General features: G+C 56.2%; 16 protein-coding genes, 1 tRNA gene and 1 pseudogene. 11 read left to right on the top strand and 7 right to left on the bottom strand.

All coding sequences use genetic code 11. From position 1 onward, the window contains the following. Window positions 1-44: 44 nt before the first annotated feature. Window positions 45-1,199 carry a tRNA guanosine(34) transglycosylase Tgt gene (tgt, locus tag H7A02_13620; protein ID MCP5173299.1) on the bottom strand — a complete coding sequence of 385 codons (1,155 nt, stop codon included), beginning with the start codon at window positions 1,197-1,199 and terminating at the stop codon, window positions 45-47. Next, a complete protein-coding gene (gene queA / locus H7A02_13625) occupies window positions 1,196-2,248 on the bottom strand; it encodes a tRNA preQ1(34) S-adenosylmethionine ribosyltransferase-isomerase QueA (protein ID MCP5173300.1) in 1,053 nt (350 codons plus the stop codon). The genes tgt and queA overlap by 4 nt, the downstream gene beginning before the upstream one ends. A gap of 213 nt (window positions 2,249-2,461) precedes the next feature. Here queA and H7A02_13630 point away from each other — a divergent pair. After that, window positions 2,462-2,548, top strand: a tRNA-Leu gene (locus tag H7A02_13630). A gap of 502 nt (window positions 2,549-3,050) precedes the next feature. Beyond that, window positions 3,051-4,007: an arsenic resistance protein gene (locus tag H7A02_13635; protein MCP5173301.1), complete on the top strand. Its 957-nt coding sequence runs from the start codon at window positions 3,051-3,053 to the stop codon at window positions 4,005-4,007. A gap of 15 nt (window positions 4,008-4,022) precedes the next feature. Here H7A02_13635 and merA read toward each other — a convergent pair. Together merA and merT are read right to left on the bottom strand one after the other, a co-directional pair. Then, a pseudogene (merA, locus tag H7A02_13640) lies at window positions 4,023-5,762 on the bottom strand (mercury(II) reductase). A gap of 12 nt (window positions 5,763-5,774) precedes the next feature. Then, window positions 5,775-6,125 carry a mercuric ion transporter MerT gene (merT, locus tag H7A02_13645; GenBank protein MCP5173302.1) on the bottom strand — a complete coding sequence of 117 codons (351 nt, stop codon included), beginning with the start codon at window positions 6,123-6,125 and terminating at the stop codon, window positions 5,775-5,777. Between the two features lie 97 nt (window positions 6,126-6,222). Here merT and merR point away from each other — a divergent pair, with 97 nt between their 5' ends. Next, window positions 6,223-6,627 (top strand): Hg(II)-responsive transcriptional regulator, encoded by a 405-nt coding sequence (gene merR / locus H7A02_13650; GenBank protein MCP5173303.1) that lies wholly within the window; start codon window positions 6,223-6,225, stop codon window positions 6,625-6,627. Between the two features lie 108 nt (window positions 6,628-6,735). Here merR and dmeF read toward each other — a convergent pair whose 3' ends face one another. Beyond that, on the bottom strand, window positions 6,736-7,668 hold the full coding sequence (gene dmeF / locus H7A02_13655; protein MCP5173304.1) for a CDF family Co(II)/Ni(II) efflux transporter DmeF: 933 nt from the start codon (window positions 7,666-7,668) through the stop codon (window positions 6,736-6,738). 73 nt (window positions 7,669-7,741) lie between these two features. Here dmeF and H7A02_13660 point away from each other — a divergent pair, with 73 nt between their 5' ends. The 8 genes from H7A02_13660 to H7A02_13695 all read left to right on the top strand — a co-directional run bounded on the left by H7A02_13660 (window position 7,742) and on the right by H7A02_13695 (window position 15,974). Further along, window positions 7,742-8,017, top strand: a complete 276-nt coding sequence (locus tag H7A02_13660) for a metal/formaldehyde-sensitive transcriptional repressor (GenBank protein MCP5173305.1) — start codon at window positions 7,742-7,744, stop codon at window positions 8,015-8,017. Between the two features lie 83 nt (window positions 8,018-8,100). Continuing rightward, window positions 8,101-8,424: a DUF1232 domain-containing protein gene (locus tag H7A02_13665; GenBank protein MCP5173306.1), complete on the top strand. Its 324-nt coding sequence runs from the start codon at window positions 8,101-8,103 to the stop codon at window positions 8,422-8,424. A 138-nt stretch (window positions 8,425-8,562) separates the two neighbouring features. Beyond that, a complete protein-coding gene (locus H7A02_13670; GenBank protein MCP5173307.1) occupies window positions 8,563-8,910 on the top strand; it encodes a hypothetical protein in 348 nt (115 codons plus the stop codon). 63 nt (window positions 8,911-8,973) lie between these two features. Continuing rightward, window positions 8,974-10,284: a TolC family protein gene (locus H7A02_13675; GenBank protein ID MCP5173308.1), complete on the top strand. Its 1,311-nt coding sequence runs from the start codon at window positions 8,974-8,976 to the stop codon at window positions 10,282-10,284. Between the two features lie 23 nt (window positions 10,285-10,307). Continuing rightward, window positions 10,308-11,522, top strand: a complete 1,215-nt coding sequence (locus H7A02_13680; GenBank protein MCP5173309.1) for an efflux RND transporter periplasmic adaptor subunit — start codon at window positions 10,308-10,310, stop codon at window positions 11,520-11,522. A gap of 13 nt (window positions 11,523-11,535) precedes the next feature. Continuing rightward, a complete protein-coding gene (locus tag H7A02_13685; protein MCP5173310.1) occupies window positions 11,536-14,682 on the top strand; it encodes a CusA/CzcA family heavy metal efflux RND transporter in 3,147 nt (1,048 codons plus the stop codon). A 79-nt stretch (window positions 14,683-14,761) separates the two neighbouring features. Continuing rightward, window positions 14,762-14,956, top strand: coding sequence for a hypothetical protein (locus H7A02_13690; protein MCP5173311.1), 195 nt, complete (start codon window positions 14,762-14,764; stop codon window positions 14,954-14,956). A 109-nt stretch (window positions 14,957-15,065) separates the two neighbouring features. Then, the gene (locus H7A02_13695) at window positions 15,066-15,974 is read left to right on the top strand and encodes a cation transporter (GenBank protein ID MCP5173312.1); all 909 of its coding nucleotides are present in this window, start codon (window positions 15,066-15,068) and stop codon (window positions 15,972-15,974) included. A gap of 84 nt (window positions 15,975-16,058) precedes the next feature. Here the strand turns inward: H7A02_13695 and H7A02_13700 are convergent, their stop codons facing one another. Together H7A02_13700 and H7A02_13705 are read right to left on the bottom strand one after the other, a co-directional pair. Then, on the bottom strand, window positions 16,059-16,586 hold the full coding sequence (locus H7A02_13700; protein ID MCP5173313.1) for a hypothetical protein: 528 nt from the start codon (window positions 16,584-16,586) through the stop codon (window positions 16,059-16,061). Window positions 16,587-16,701: 115 nt separating this feature from the next. Further along, on the bottom strand, window positions 16,702-17,607 hold the full coding sequence (locus tag H7A02_13705) for a cation transporter (GenBank protein ID MCP5173314.1): 906 nt from the start codon (window positions 17,605-17,607) through the stop codon (window positions 16,702-16,704). Between the last annotated feature and the right edge of the window lie 23 nt (window positions 17,608-17,630).

Consider the following 17,630-nt stretch of genomic DNA (forward strand, 5'->3'; position numbering starts at 1 on the left):
TCCGGAGGGGTGCTAAATGAGTCCGAACTAGACAGTTCAGATCGCTACCTTGGTCGTTCCAAACCCTGTTGCTGGTAAAACTGATCGGTGTACTCGTCTAAACGGTTTTCTTCAATCGCCAGCCGAATATCACTCATCAGGTTCTGGTAATAACGCAGGTTGTGAATTGTATTTAGTTGAGCGCCGAGAATTTCACCACATTTATCCAAGTGGTGGAGATAGGCCCGACTGAAATTCTGGCAGGTATAACAATCACAACTATTGTCCAGCGGGCCGGTATCGTGACGGTGTTTGGCATTGCGAATTTTAATCACGCCTTCACTGGTAAACAGATGGCCGTTGCGTGCGTTGCGGGTGGGCATCACACAGTCAAACATATCGATGCCACGACGCACAGCTTCCAGAATATCCTGTGGCTTGCCGACCCCCATCAGGTACCGTGGACGGTTATCTGGCATTTCCGGCGCAAGATGCTCCAATACTCGCAGCATATCTTCTTTTGGCTCGCCCACCGATAGCCCGCCAATGGCATATCCATCGAAACCAATGTCTTCCAGGCCTTTCAGAGACTCACTGCGCAGCTCTTCATACATCCCTCCCTGCACAATACCAAACAGCGCGGAGGGATTATCCGCGTGAGCATCCTTACTGCGCTTGGCCCAGCGCAGTGAAAGCTCCATAGACTCCCGAGCCTGTTGCTCCGTTGCAGGGTAAGGCGTGCATTCATCAAATATCATGACGATGTCTGAACCGAGCTCTCGCTGCACCTGAATAGAGGTTTCGGGGTCTAGAAAGACTTTGCTACCGTCAATAGGCGACTGAAATGCGACGCCTTCCTCGGTTATCTTTCGCAAATCACCCAGGCTGAAAACCTGAAAGCCACCGGAGTCCGTTAGGATTGGCCCCTGCCACTGCATAAAGTCGTGCAAGGTGCCGTTATTGTCCAGGCCGTGTTCTTTTACAACTTCTGTGCCGGGCCGCAACATCAGGTGAAACGTATTGCCTAGAATAATCTCCGCGCCAATCTCTTTGATGTCGCGAGGCAACATGCCTTTCACCGTGCCATAGGTCCCCACAGGCATAAACGCAGGTGTTTCAACGGTACCACGCGGAAACTTCAATCGTCCGCGGCGAGCCTTGCCCGCTTCTCCGCTGTAAGTGCTATCCAGCTCAAAGCTCATAAAACACGGATGACTCATGGCAAAACTTCCTCAGGTGCACTGGGGTTGCGGGTTAAAAACATGGCATCGCCATAACTGAAAAATCGATACTGCTGTTCAACAGCCTGCCGGTATGCCTCTCGAATATTGGCATACCCTGAAAAGGCACTGACCAGCATCAGCAGTGTGGATTCAGGCAAGTGGAAGTTGGTCAACAGTGCATCCACCACTTTGTATTGATAACCGGGATAAATAAAGATATCCGTTTCACCCTGCATAGGTTTCAAAGCATCGCTCATAGCAGCGCTTTCCAGGCAACGAACACTGGTAGTACCCACAGCAATCACCCGACCTCCGCGGGCACGAGTAGCGGCAATCTGGTCACAAACCAGCTGGGGAACGTCTATCACCTCGGCATGCATTTGGTGTTCGCGGACATCATCAACGCGAACCGGCTGAAACGTTCCCGCCCCCACATGCAGAGTGACATAGGCCATATCGACACCTTTGTCACTCAGTTGCTGCAACAGCGCTTCGTCAAAATGCAGGCCTGCCGTGGGCGCAGCAACGGCACCGGGCTGTGAGGCATAAACTGTTTGATACCGCTCTCTATCGCTGCTTTCATCAGCCCGATCAATATAAGGGGGCAGCGGCATATGACCGAACTCTTCGAGCAACGCCAAAACGGGCTTCTCACCGCAAAATCTCAGCACAAACAAGTCGCCTTCACGGTCTTCAACCTCAGCTGAAATTTCACCTTCGAATAACAGTTTGCCACCCGGTTTTGGTGATTTACTGGCTCTTACATGCGCCAGTAGCCGATGGTCATCCAGTAGCCGCTCAACCAGCATTTCAACCTTGCCACCAGATTCTTTCTGGCCGAATAACCGCGCAGGAATCACCCGCGTGTTGTTAAACACCATTAAGTCGCCAGGCTCAATCAAATCGATAATATCGGGAAAATGCAGGTGCTGAAGCTCTCCGGGATGCTCTCCCACAACCAACAGGCGACTGCCCCGCCGTTCAGCTGCTGGCTGACGGGCAATCAACTGCTCAGGGAGCAGATAGTGGAATAAAGCGCGCTGCATATTCAAGTTCCGACCGAAAGGCCGCAAGGTTAAGGAAAGCGAGACTATAAAACAACTATAAGCACCCTATTCAAGACGACTTTACCTTGATTATGCAATACCCGCTGCTATAATCGCCAACCTGCGCCAGAGTGGTGAAATTGGTAGACACAGGGGATTCAAAATTCTCAAGCGATTTTGTATCCCAAGGGAAAATAGTAAAATCTAAGCAGTGCCAGAGTGGTGAAATTGGTAGACACAGGAGATTCAAAATCTCCCGCCAGCAATGGTGTGCCGGTTCGAGTCCGGCCTCTGGTACCATCCCCCCCTTACATAAACGCAACGGATTATTTTATACCCCACAACCTAGATAGAAATTCTGGGATACAACTGGGATACAAATCTGAGTAATGTGAAGAAATCTAAAGCATGCCTTCTAATAAACATTTCAAGCTACACCACACCTATTACCAAAGCTAAAGACTATAGCTTTCTACCCTCTCGAAATATCTCAGTATGTCCATGAGCAATTGACCAGCTTCTTTAGGTTCTACTAACCTTACATCCGTGACCCCGCTCAACAGGGTCAGAACCTGCCAAACTGGGGAAAAACCAACAACCCTTTAGGGACACCCTCCCCTCTACTAGCCGGCAAAAAGGTAAAATGCTGGCACTGGCCATTTTACCGTATCTCTCCCGACACCGCCTAAAGAGATTTCAGTCCTTTCGATGAGTCTGCCGAAACCCTTAGGGCGTGTCCCGGGAGCTCATTGCGCACCAATGATACTATCGTGCCCTCGAAAAACAGCAGGAACAGCTTTAAATGCGCGAACAACTGGAGCGATATCAGGTCTGGATTTATCTGGTTGCCATCCTGGTCGGCATGGCCATCGGCTGGATGTCACCAGAGCAGACCCGTCATTGGGAAGTGTTGCTTTGGCCGGCCCTAGGTGTTCTTCTGTATACCACTTTCACTCAGGTACCACTGATACATCTCAGGTCGGCATTTCGTGATCGCCGCTTTCTGGCCGCTTTGCTGACGGGCAATTTTATCCTGATACCGGTGGTCGTTGGTCTTCTGTTGTGGCTGATACCGGATGATCCCGCTATTCGTCTCGGCGTGCTGCTGGTACTGCTGGTACCCTGTACGGACTGGTTTATCAGTTATACCCATCTCGGTGGTGGGGACGGTGCCCGGGCCATCGCGGCCGCGCCGATCCTGCTGATTGTGCAGCTCATTTTGCTACCCGTTTATATCTGGCTTTTCATGGGCAATATCGCCATTGAGCTGGCGGTCGGCAGCCACTTGCTGCCAGCCTTCTTCGGATTGATTGTCACCCCACTGATCCTGGCCTGGTTAACCGAACAGTTGACGGAAAAGCACCCGCGCGCGCAAACACTGGTGGACTGGCTTGGGTGGCTGCCCGTGCCGTTGCTGGCACTGGTGGTGTTTCTGATTGCCGGCTCCCAGGTCAGCCTGGTGATCGACAGTGGCGCCCTGCTGTGGTCGGCGCTTGTGGTTTTTGTGCTTTACCTGATTGCCGCCGCCATTATCGGCAAGGGGCTCAGTGAGCTATTCGGGTTCACGCCCACTATCGGCCGTACCCTCACCTTCAGCTTTGGTACCCGCAACTCCTTCGTCATGCTGCCGCTGGCGCTGTCACTGCCGGAGCCCTGGCGTGCCGCCATCGTTGTCATCGTCTTCCAATCCCTGGTCGAGTTGTTCGGCATGGTCGCATATCTGCGCTGGCTGCCGCGCCTGATCAGGAATGCCGACTGAGCCGGGAACGCAGCCTTACCCGGCGCAACAGGACAATTGAGTCACATCCGTGGTAAAAGTCTGGGCGCAGAGCTTGAGCCCTTCCACCATGGTCAGGTAGGGAAACAGCTCTTCAGCCATTTCCTGCACGGTCATATTGGCCCGCATCACCATTACTGCCGTCTGGATCAGTTCTCCAGCCTCGGCGGCAACTGCCTGCACTCCCAGCAAGCGGCCTGAATCCTGTTCGGCCACCATTTTGATAAAGCCTTGGGTGTCGAAATTCACCAAGGCGCGCGGCACGCTGTCCAAACTGAGCACGCGAGTATCGACCTGCAACCCCTGCGTGGTCGCCTGTTCTTCCGTCAAGCCAACGGTCGCCACCTGTGGATCGGTAAAAATCACCGCCGGCATGGCGCTGAGGTCAAGCAGAGCGTCGCCGCCGCTCATGTTGACCCCGGCCCGGCTGCCCCCGGCGGCGGCCACATAGACGAACTGGGGGTGATCGGTGCAATCGCCCGCCGCATAGATGCCTGGCACGTTGGTTTGCATTCGCCCATCCACCTGAATCGCGCCACGCACTGTCTTCACGCCAATCTGTTCCAGACCCAACCGTTCGGTATTGGGTGTGCGTCCGGTGGCGATCAACAACTGCTCTGCTCGCAATTCCCCGGCATTGGTATCCAGTATGAACTCTCCATCGGCGTAATCGACCCGGCTGGCCTGGGTCCGCAGCAATACCCGAATGCCTTCCTGCTCAAAGGCCTTCCGAATAACATCGCCTACAGCCGGATCGTCACGGGATAGCAACCGGCTACGCGCCAGGATGGTTACATGACTGCCCAGCCGCGCAAAGGCCTGGGCAAGCTCCAATGCCACCGCTGATCCCCCGATCACCAGCAGGCGCTCTGGGATGATGGATAGCGACAAGGCGGAGGTGGAAGTCAGGTACGGCGTATCGGCCAACCCCGCAATGGGTGGGATCGCCGGCCGCGCACCCGTGCCGATAAATGCCCGATCAAATTTGATCCGCCGCACTTCGCCCTCCGTGGTGGTGACGTCGAGCGCATTGGCCGTCACGAATTGCGCTGTTCCCTGGATCAGGGTAATGGCCGGGTTGTCACGTAGAATACTGGCATACTTGGCCTCGCGCAGTGCTTCCACCAATCCCTGCTGTTGTTCCAGCAATTTGCCACGATCCACAGTTGGCGCCCAGACATCAATGCCCTCGTCAAAGGGACTTTGGCGTCGCAAGTGCGCGATCTTCGCCGCTCGGATCATCGTCTTGGATGGCACGCAACCGGTATTCACGCAGGTGCCACCAAGGGTGGCTCGCTCGATCACGGTTACCCGGGCGCCGCGTTCCGTCGCTTTCAGTGCCGCGGCCATGGCGGCACCGCCGGTACCGATGACAGCAATGTGAATCGCTTGCGCTTCACTCATGACGGTTTCCTATCCGAAAATTACCCTACAATCTCATTACTTCTGATCTGCCGAGCTTTGTTTGAGGGTAGATGGATAACCGGCATTGGCCGTGGCCTCCGTCAACTCTGTAACGGAGGTTTGCGTGTCCTCGAAGGTGACCCTGGCTTCGCGCTGCTCGAAGCTGACATCGACCTGCCTGACACCGTCAACCCGCTTGAGCGCAGTCATTACGGTGATCGGGCAGGCGGCGCAGGTCATACCGGGCACATCCAGCGTGACGGTCTGCTCCGCGCCCCAGAGGGGTAGACTGAACAGGGCAAACAGTGAACTTACAAGTAAGGACTTTTTCATGTTGCGGACCTCTCAGTAAAACAGGGGTAGGACATAGGGGAACACCGCAGCGATGGCGATCAGTAACGCTACGAACCAGAAGGCGGCTTTGTAAACGCCATGCACCCTGGGTGCAGCGCACACATCGCCGGGTTCACAAGCCCTGGTGGGCCGGTATATCTGGCGCCAGGCCAACACCATGGCCACCAGGGCAGCGCCCAGAAACCAGGGACGATAGGGTTCCAATGCGGTTAAATTACCGATCCAGGCGCCGGAAAACCCCAGCACCACCAACACCAACGGTACCAGGCAACAGGCAGAGGCCAGCAAGGCTGCGACACCCCCGGCAAGCAACGAACCGCGTCCCGGTTTGGATTCAGGCATGGGCAAACCTCCTGTTGTTTTATTCACCACTGTGGCAAGCTTATCTCCGTAGTCGACTACGGAGTCAAGCAACGTGTCCGGTTCTCAAAACACATCCATGACCATCGGCAGTCTGGCCAAGGCCGCAGAGATAAACGTCGAAACTATTCGCTACTACCAGCGGCTGGGGCTGATGACAGAGCCTGAGAAGCCCTTAGGCGGGATTCGCCGCTACGACGAGGACGCGCTGGCACGGCTTCGATTCATCCGCAGGGCGCGATGGCTGGGATTCAGTCTGGAGGAAATCGGAGAACTGCTGAAACTCGAAGACGGCACCCATTGCGACGAGGCCAAAGCACTGGGCGAGCGCAAGCTGGGCAACGTGCGAGACAAGATCCGCAGTCTTCAGCAAATTGAAGGCGTGCTCGACCAACTCGTCGAGGAGTGCTGCACCCAGAAGGACAATGTCACCTGCCCACTGATCGCATCCCTCCACGAGGGGTTTGAGGCAGTTACTCCATGATGGCAGCAGCAGATCCGCATCTCGAAAAGGCCCATGCATCCCTATCTACTCACGATGCAATCATCGAAGATTTGGCAGCGCATCAAAGATCAGGATGATTCCGGCTGGCTACCCTCTGACTTGATTCAACTCCACGGTCACATGAGCAAGCTCTTTGTGTACGCCTAAATACCGTTTGATATCGTCAGGCGCTACGGTTTCATCCACCACGAGCGACAAGATGCACGCGTAGCTCCCCTTCCCTACTCGCCAGACATGCAAATCCGATATTGCCGCCTCTACCGGCGCCGACTTGATGGCATCGTGTATCTCCGCCACCACAGGCGCATCCATTTCTGCATCCAGAAGCACGCGACCGGTATCCCGCAAAAGCCCGTAGGCCCAGGCGGACACCAGGCCTGCACCCACAATACCCATTACCGGGTCCAGCCAACTGGCCCCCCACCACTTGCCCCCAAACAAGGCGACAATGGCCAATAGAGAGGTTGCCGCATCGGTCATGACATGTAGATAGGCAGAACGCAGGTTGAGGTCGTGATGATGGTGATGGCTATCGTGGCTATCCGTGCCATGATGATGAGCATGACCATCTTTCAATAACCAGGCACAGGTGAGATTGACCAACAAACCTACCATGGCAATCAGGATCGCCTGGTCATAGTGAATGGGGCTCGGTGCCAGCAAGCGTTCAACGGATTGAAACAACATCAACCCGGCGACTCCGACCAACAAAATCGCACTGGTATAGCCGCCCAGGATTTCAATTTTCCAGGTGCCGAAGGCGAAGCGTTTGCTATGGGCCAAACGCCGTGCTGCGCCGTAAGCCAGGACCGACAAACCCAACGCCATGGCATGGGAACTCATGTGCCAACCATCGGCCAATAGCGCCATGGAGTTGTAAATCCATCCCCCGGCGATTTCCACCACCATGGTAATTGCGGTGAGCCAAACGGCCCACCGGGTGTTTCGTTCCGCTAACGGATTGCCGTCATCAAAAATATGGGAGTGCTGCCAAGGAATGGTGTTGTCAAATTTTTCCACAGGACTGGTACCTTAATGCATCGCGACATATACTATACCCCAGTATATATTTACACACTAGAGAACAGTGCATATGGCACACACCAACAGGGATCAAAAAAAGCTCTTAACCCGGGTTCGACGCATTAAGGGGCAGGCAGAAGCCATTGAAAAAGCCCTGGATCAGGGCAAGGATTGCACAGCCATACTGCAACAGATAGCGGCCATACGCGGTGCTATCAATGGCCTGATGTCCGAAGTGCTCGAAGGTCATCTGCGTGAACATCTAGGTGCCGAGGACATTTCTCAGGCGCAGCGTCAGCAGGAACTCGATGATGTCATCGGCATACTGCGATCGTATTTGAAATAGGTCATTTAACGATTAATTCCGAAATACCGGTGAAGACATTGCGAACGCAGCTAAAAAGATGGGCCAGACTTATCAGGCAGGACATGTATACGGTGTGGCCGGTTGCGCGGGACTCTCGCACCCCTCTGCACACCAAAATACTGGCCTTCGTCGTCGGTGCCTATGCTTTTTCACCTATCGACCTCATTCCAGACTTCATCCCGGTCATTGGTTACCTGGATGACTTATTGATCGTTCCGGCGGGCATCTGGCTGGTAGTAAAAATGACTCCAAAGATTGTCATTCATGAGAATCGCGAACGCGCTAGACTCCACCACCCAACGCCGATCAGCCGGGTCGCGGCAGGCGTCATTATCAGTCTGTGGCTATCTGCAATAGCGGTATCAATCTATCTATGGGGATATTGATGACGCAATTTAACTATCGCCTCCACTTGATTTGCTCAGGCCAGCGCACCAGTGCCTCACGTAACCCCATGGGGGTCCAGTCGTTTCAATGTGGTTGCCTTTCTGCTAGGCTCACGATCAAATTCCGGGACCACTTGCATGATTAAACGCTGTTTCATAGTCGCAATGACGCTGTTGATTGCCTTGCAGTCAGTGGCGTCTATTGCCTATGAAACACAACCGCACAACCCCGCAATACCACATTATGATGCGCATTCACACGAATCAGCGGATTTTTCCAACGAAAATCAGGCAACCAAGTCGTCTCCCGACAGCCCCAGTCATTCAGCGGACCATTGTCATCACAGCCACAGCTGCTTTCACATGGTGTTGCTGGGAACCCTCACAGACATTTCCGGCGTGACGGCGGGAATAGTACTGTCCGACTACCAAGCCAACTTCACCACCGGGGTTCAATCCTCCCTTTTCCGCCCTCCCATTTCCTGACCCTGCGAATATCTTCCCCACCCGGGGAATAACCGTCATTTAGAATTTCGTAGGAGCAGTCTCATGCTTTTCAGAATGCCCGTAAAAAACGGGCGGCGCGCAATGCCGTGCCACTTTATTATCCATGCCTTTTGCCTTCTAGCGCTGGCATTCGGTTCTGCCCTGGCACACGCCGGTGACAAACCGCTCACTCTGTCCGAGGCCCTCTCGCGGGCCATGGCGCAAAACCCCGGCCTCCAGGTCTTCGATTTTCGCCTTCAGGGCCTTGAGGGTCGCCGCGTTACGGCAGATCAAAATCCTGCCCTGGAGGCCGGTCTGGAAGTGGAAAACTTCCTCGGCAGCGACAATCTGCGAGGAGTTGACGGGGCAGAGTACACCCTATCCCTGTCATCGGTTCTCGAACTTGGCGGCAAGCGTCAGTCCCGCGTCAGCGTGGTTGACTCACGATATGGGCGGGTCGAGGCCGAGCGCCGGGCCGAGACCCTGGATCTCTTGGGACAGGTGACCCAGCGCTTTGTCGCCACACTGGCCCTGCAGGAAAAACTGGAACTGACCGCTGAAGCCGTGGCGCTGGCCGAGGCCACCCACGAGATCGTCACCCGCCGCGCCGACCGGGGCGCTGCGCCCCAGGCCGAAGTCCTGCGCGCCAGGGCCGCGCTCACCCAGAGTCGTATTGAGCAGTCCCGTCTTCGAGCCGCCTACGAGAGCCGGAAAATGGCTCTGGCTTCGCTGTGGGGTGATACCAGCCCGGACTTTCAAATGCTGGAAGGCGATCTGTTCCAGTTCGGTTCCTCCGACAACTTCGAGGCCCTGTACCAGCGGGTCAGCGACAGCCCGGCCATTCAAATCTACGCCAGCGAACAGCGTATCCGCGAAGCGGAGATTCAGCTGGCGCGCAGCCAGTCCGAGAGCGACATCCGTTGGCAGGTCGGCATCCGGCGTTTCGAAGAGACGGATGATACCGCCTTGACCGCTGGGCTCTCGGTACCGCTCTTTTCCGGACGGCGCAATCGCGGCGAGGTGCAGGCCGCCCTGGCGGCGCGGGATGAGGTCCGACTCCGCCGGGAGGATACCCTGCTGCGCCTCCATTCGCGCCTGTTCGACGCCTACCACTTGCGGCAACAAAGCATCGAGGCTGTTGAGCAGGTTCGCGGCCAAATGCTTCCCGACCTGACCGAGGCACTCACTCAGACCCGCGAGGCCTACGAACGCGGCCGCTACAGCTATGTGGAATGGACCGCCGCCCAGCGGGAGCTGCTCTCAGCACGGGAGGCACTGGTCGACGCCGCCACCACGGCGCTGCTCAACCAGGCGCTGATCGAACAACTCACGGCACAGCCTCTCGCCGCCGTTCCGGGCGTCCCGGCGCGCTAATCCACGAATTCAGGATTCACACCATGCAACTGATAAAACAACTCTGTCTGATTCTGGTGGCCACCTGCCTTGCCATCAGCCCCTTACAAGCTGCCGAGGAACAACACGACGAATCGCAGGCCGAGGCTAAAGGACCTCACGGCGGCATACTGCTGCAACAGAACGACGCCACCGTCGAACTGCAAATCTTTGAGCAGGGCGTTCCCCCGGAATACCGGGCCTGGGTCACCAAGGCTGGCCGCGCCGTTACCGATGATATTGACCTTAATGTCCAGCTCACCCGCCTGGGTGGGCAAGCGGACACTTTCGACTTCGCCTACCAGGGGGACTACTGGCTGGGGGATGGTGTGGTGACCGAACCCCACTCCTTCGACGTAGAAGTGAGCCTCGCCATGGACGGCAAGAACTACCGATGGCACTGGGAATCCCACGAAGGTCGCACCCGGATCGCCCCGGATATCGCAGATAAAGCGGGTATCACAACGGCCGCAGCCGGGCCGAGTGCCATCGAGCGCAGCCTCACCACCTACGGCAGCCTGACCACGGCACCGCAACAGATTGCCCGGGTGCATGCCCGCTTCCCCGGTGTAGCCACTTTGGTGAATGTCAATTTGGGCGATCGGGTCGAACGTGGTGACGTACTCGCTCAAGTAGAATCCAACGAAAGTCTGCAGACCTACGCACTGCGCGCGCCCATCGACGGGATTGTCATTGAGCGCCGGATCAGCAACGGGGAAATGACCGGGGAGCAACCCCTATTCGCCATTGCCGATTTGACCACTCTGTGGGCCGAATTCAAGGTCTTCCCCGGCCAACGGGCCGAGGTTGCCATTGGCCAGAAAGTCCGACTGAAGGCTGACGGCATCGAGCGGGAAGGCACCATCCGCCACCTGCTGCCGGCACCCGGCAACGCGCCCTACACCCTGGCCCGGGTCGAAGTCGACAATGCCGAGGGACTGCTGACCCCCGGTTTGCTGGTGGCCGGGGATATCGTGGTGGAAACGGTGGAGGCCCCCTTGGTGGTTGACAACCGCGCCCTGCAATCCTTCCGGGACTGGACCGTGGTGTTTATTCAGGTGGATGACACCTACGAGATCCGCCCACTGGAGCTGGGCCGCAGCGACGGCAACCTGACTGAGGTGCTGGGCGGCCTGCAAGCAGGCGATCGCTATGTGGTGGAAAACAGTTATTTGATCAAGGCCGATATCGAAAAATCCGGCGCATCCCACGACCACTAACCAGGAGGCTATGATGATCAATGCCATCTTACGTCTCTCGGTAGAGCGGCGGTTTTTAATGTTATCCCTTATTCTGGTGCTGGTCGGCGTGGGCGTGTGGAGTTTCCAGCGCCTGCCCATCGACGCGGTGCCGGATATCACCAATGTCCAGGTACAGATCAACACCGAGGCACCGGGCTATTCGCCTCTGGAGGCGGAGCAGCGCATTACCTTTCCGGTGGAAACAGCCTTGTACGGCCTGCCCAACCTGTCCTATACCCGGTCCCTGTCCCGCTACGGCCTGTCCCAGGTCACGGTGGTGTTCGAGGAAGGCACGGACATCTATTTCGCCCGCAATCTGATCAATGAGCGATTGGGCGCCATCAAGAGCGCGCTGCCCCCCGGGCTGGAGCCGGAGATGGGTCCCATCGCCACCGGTCTTGGCGAAATCTTCATGTACACCGTAGAAGCCCTGCCCGGCGCCGCTCAAGCGGATGGCAGTCCGCTGGACGCTACGGCACTGCGGGAGATCCAGGACTGGATCATCAAACCCCAGTTGGCCCAGGTGCCCGGCGTGATCGAAGTCAACACCATTGGCGGCTACGACAAGCAGTACCACGTTACGCCGTCGCCCCAACGGTTGCTGGAGTTCGGCATCACGGTGGATGAACTGGTCAGCGCCCTGCGGGCCAATAACACCAATCGCGGCGCCGGCTATATCGAACGCAACGGCCAACAGCTGTTGGTGCGCTCGCCCGGGCAGCTGGCCACCATTGGCGATATTGAACAGGTGGTGATTGCCAACCGGGATGGTGCGCCAGTCCGGGTAGCCGATGTAGCTGAAGTGGCCATTGGCAAGGAGCTGCGCACCGGAGCCGCCACCCGCGACGGCAAGGAAACGGTGATGGGCACCGCCATGATGCTGGTGGGAGAAAACTCCCGGGCGGTAGCACAGGCCGTGGCCGAGAAACTGGACGCCATTCAGCCCTCGCTGCCCGACGGCGTCAAGGTGGAGGCGGTATACGACCGCACGGCGCTGGTGGACAAGGCCATCGCCACGGTGGAGAAAAACCTGCTTGAAGGGGCACTGCTGGTGATCGTGGTGCTGTTTCTGTTGCTGGGCAACCTGCGCGCCGCCTTGATCACGGCAGCTGTCATTCCGCTTTCGATGCTCGCCACCATCACCGGTATGGTGCGGTCTGGCGTGTCCGCCAATTTGATGAGTCTGGGCGCGCTGGATTTCGGCCTGATCGTCGACGGCGCGGTCATCATCGTCGAGAACTGTATCCGGCGCCTGTCCCAGGCCCAGCACCAAAGCCAACTGGCACTCAAGGAGCGACTGCAACTGGTGTTCGAGGCCACCAACGAGGTCATACGCCCCAGCCTGTTTGGTGTCGCCATTATTACCGTGGTGTACCTGCCGATCTTTGCCCTCACCGGCGTCGAGGGCAAAATGTTCCACCCCATGGCGGCCACCGTGGTGATGGCTCTGCTGGCGGCCATGGTGTTATCACTCACCGTGGTGCCCGCCGCTGTGGCAGTTTTTATGGGCGGCAAAATCAGCGAAAAGGAAAGCCCGGTAATCAGCGGCGCCAAATCGCTCTACAGGCCTGCGCTGCGGGTGGCTATGAGGTTCCGCTGGCTGGTGTTGGGGGGCGCGACCGCGCTGGTAGCGGCCTGTCTCTGGCTGGCGACCACCCTGGGGGCGGAATTCATTCCACAACTGGATGAAGGGGATATTGCACTCCATGCCCTGCGCATCCCGGGCACCGGACTGGAGCAATCTATCGAGATGCAGTCGCAGCTGGAAGAACGGCTGAAGGCGTTTGGGGAGGTGGACAAGGTGTTCGCCAAGATCGGCACGCCGGAAGTGGCCACCGACCCCATGCCCCCCAGCGTGGCAGACAACTTTGTCATCTTGAAGCCCCGCAGCCAATGGCCGAACCCCGACAAAACGAAGGATGAACTGGTGGCGGAAATGGAGGACGCGGTAACGCAACTGCCTGGCAACAATTACGAGTTCACCCAACCCATCGAAATGCGCTTCAACGAGCTGATCTCCGGCGTGCGCGCCGATCTCGGCATCAAGGTGTTCGGCGATGACCTGGATCAGTTGCTGACATCGGCCAACGACGTCCTTGAGGTTGTGGAATCCACGGAGGGCGCTGCCGATACCCGGGTCGAACAGGTGACCGGCCTGCCCATGCTGTCGGTACACCCCAAGCGCATGGCGCTATCCCGCTACGGGCTGACGGTGGATAATCTCCAGGATCTGGTGGCAGCCGGTGTCGGGGGCGAAAACGCCGGCCTGATTTACGAAGGCGACCGCCGCTTCCAGTTGGTGGTGCGTCTTCCCGAAGACATCCGCCGGGATGTGGACAGCCTCGCGGACCTGCCAGTCCCCCTGCCGGACGGCGGCTATGTGCCCCTGTCGGAAGTGGCCGAGCTGGAGCTGGCTCCGGCGCCCAACCAGATCAGCCGGGAAAACGGCAAGCGTCGGGTGGTGGTCACCGCCAACGTGCGGGACCGCGACCTGGGCGGATTTGTCGAGGAAGCACAGGCGCGCATTGCGGACGACGTGGATCTACCTCCCGGATACTGGCTGGATTACGGCGGGACCTTCGAGCAACTGCAGTCCGCCAGTCAGCGGCTTGCCATCGTGGTGCCGGTGACACTTGCCATCATCCTCGCACTATTGGTGATGGCCTTCGGCTCCCTCAAGGATGCCCTGATCATCTTCACCGGCGTGCCACTGGCCCTCACCGGCGGGGTTCTGTCCCTGTGGCTGCGAGACATGCCCCTGTCCATCTCGGCGGGTGTTGGCTTTATCGCCCTCTCCGGGGTGGCGGTGTTAAACGGCCTGGTGATGATCGCCTTTATCCGTGATCTGTGGCACGAACAGGGTGACTTGATGAAGGCCATTGTCGATGGCGCCCTGATCCGCTTACGGCCGGTATTGATGACCGCCCTGGTAGCAAGCCTCGGCTTTGTACCCATGGCACTCAATACCGGCACCGGCGCCGAAGTACAGCGTCCTCTGGCGACCGTGGTGATCGGCGGGATTATCTCGTCCACCCTGTTGACGTTGTTTGTACTCCCTGTGCTCTATGCGTTGTTGCATGGCAGAAGTGCCAGTAACTCCACGCCCACAGGCGACATTAAGCACGACACTGATAGTTAACCAAAGCCCTACCATGGGGAGGAATCTCCCCATGATTTTTTCAACGTTCTTTTATTGCGGTTTATACCCTGGTAAGACTATGAACGACCCACCCAAGCAACGAAAAGATGACCCGAAGGAAGCTCCACACTTTCGAACACATCGTATCCACGCCATCAACAGTGACTGGTATTTTTTAACCCGTGAAGGTCAAAATATCGGGCCATTCCCGAACAAAAAAGCGGCCGAAGACAGCCTTGCGGAATTCCTGAAAACTGTCAAAAAGGATGAGTAGCCAATGGCCCAAAATCCACAAAGTCGCCAAGGTACAGGCGACCAGGCACAGAGTAAGCTGAATGCAGCAGATGCTTCTTTATACATAGATACCAAACGAGGTTAGTCCAATGAGTCACGACCATGTGCATATGCCCGCTGAGACCAAGGATAAGCGCGTTGCTATCGCCATCTGGGCGAACGGGATCCTGACCCTGGCTCAGATTGGAGGAGGTATCTTCGCTGGCAGTCTCGCCCTTATCGCAGACGCCTTGCATAACTTCTCTGACATGGCATCACTCTTCATCGCGCTGGCGGCGCAAAAAATTGCGCGCCGCCCGGCTGACGCAAGGATGACCTTTGGCTACGGACGCATTGAAATCGTTGCAGCCCTCATCAATTACACTACCTTGATCATTATCGGGTTCTACCTGATTTACGAAGGTGGCATGCGGATAATCGATCCTCCAGAGGTAAAGGGCTGGTGGGTCGTCTGGCTCGGTGGTATCGCCCTGGCCGTGGACGCATTGACAGCGTTGCTCACCTATTCAATGCAAAAAGACAGCGTCAATATCCGCGCACTGTTTCTTCACAATCTGTCGGATACACTGGCGTCGGTCGCCGTGGTCATTGGCGGAACCCTTATTTTACTCTACGACATGCGCTGGGTTGATCCTGCCATCACCATCGGCATCGCGGGCTACATTCTCTACCTGGGTCTGACAGAAATCGGCGGTACCATCAGAACCCTCATGCTGGGCAGCCCGGTGGACATCGATACCGATGCCGTCATTGTTGCCCTGTCCAACATCGAAGGCGTTATCGATATTCATCACGTGCATTTTTGGCAGATGGGCGAACACGATGCCTCGCTGGAAGCTCATGTGATTATCGAGGAAAGTGCATGGGATCAACTTGAGAACATCAAGTACAGGATAAAACAGGCTCTGGCGCAGGAATTCAATATCAGTCATTCGACACTGGAATTCGAACACCCGGACCACGTGCACAAGGATACCCACACCTATGGGCATGGTTAAGGATGAGGAGGGAGCCTACTTCCGACCCATAGTTTACGGGTTGGAATTGCCTAATACGGAGTAGTTCAGACTTGGTCTGACATACTATTTTTTCGGCGAATTACTCAGGGACTCTTGATTTTGATGCTGCATCATTTGTTGCATCATCTGTTGTTGCATTCCCATGCATGAACCCATCATGTTCATACGTTGCGACATCGCTTCTTGCGAGGTGTCCTCCGGGTTCCACCAACCCATCATATTGCCGTTGTTCATCATATGACCATTCATCATATGACCATTCATCATATGGCCATCCTTCATGTGGCCATTCATCATATTCCCCATCATCATGCCGCAGCCGGGATATTCTTTCGTCCCGTGCATCATTTCCATTCCTTTGTTCATCGTCATCCAATGTTCCTTCATCAAGCGCTGCCGCTCCTTGGGGTCAGAGGTTTGCTGCATTTTTTGCATTTGATTCTGCATTAACTGCATCTGTTCCATCATTTTATTCATGTATTCCTGATGGGCTTTATCTTGTGCTGATGGCTGTGGATCATCCGCGGCAAGCGCTACCAGAGGAAAAAGGATTACCGAAAGAAAAATTGAAATCAACGTTTTGCTGTTCATACAAAGACCCTCACTGTGGGAGTTCATCTAAAAAATGACTGAAATCGAGATTTCCGTATTGGTTTCACCATGGTGTCGACGTTATTTGCTCCCAACACAGCCAAATAGTGGCGGGTCAGGATTTTAATTGTAGTATGCGTTGTGCTCCCCGTAATACAATAAGCGCAATCATCGTACCGATAAGGAGGTCGGGATATCTGGATCCTGTCCAGGCAACCAATATTCCCGCCAAAATAACACCCAAATTGGCAATCACGTCATTGGCGGAGAAAATCCAGCTGGCCTTCATGTGCGCGCCGCTATCCCGACTTTTGGCAATCAACAGCAGACACACCACATTTGCCGCGAGAGCCACGAGCCCGAAGCCCATCATCAGGCTGGAAATGGGCTCACTTCCGAACAATAGCCGCCTTACCACTTCACTCAAAGCACCGAGGGCGAGAATGATCTGAAGCCAGCCTGACAAATGCGCCGCGCGCAGCTTCATCCGCACACTGTGTCCAACGGCATATAGTGCCACGCCGTAGACGGCGGCATCAGCAAACATGTCCAAAGAATCCGCGATCAAGCCAGTGGATTGCGCCAGCCAGCCTACTGTCAGTTCAACCACGAACATAACGCCGTTGATGGCCAGCAACCACTTCAGTATACCGGCTTCGACCTGGGCGGTTGCCTCTTCCTTCTCCCTGGCCAGGACTAGATCCTCTTCCCCCACCGGGGTGGTTTTTTCGAGCGTGGCACCCAGCCCCAGGGAGCGCATCCTTTCCTCGATGGTAGCCCCATTGTCACCATGGAAAACACGCACTTTCCGATTCGGTGTATCGAACTCCAGTAAAACGCGGGGCTCAATACTGTCCAGGGCCATGCGAATCATCCCCTCTTCCGACGGGCAGTCCATTTTTGGTACCCGGTAGTCACTGACATAGCCATGTTGAAAAGCCGTATCAGTATTCGCTATCCCAGAGGCGGGGACATTGGCAACCTTCGCACTCTGGCAGCCGTCATTGCACGGGTCAGACATTGAAAAAGCCCTTGTGGATGTAC

The organism is Pseudomonadales bacterium (assembly GCA_024234435.1).
Taxonomy (GTDB): domain Bacteria; phylum Pseudomonadota; class Gammaproteobacteria; order Pseudomonadales; family Porticoccaceae; genus JACKOF01.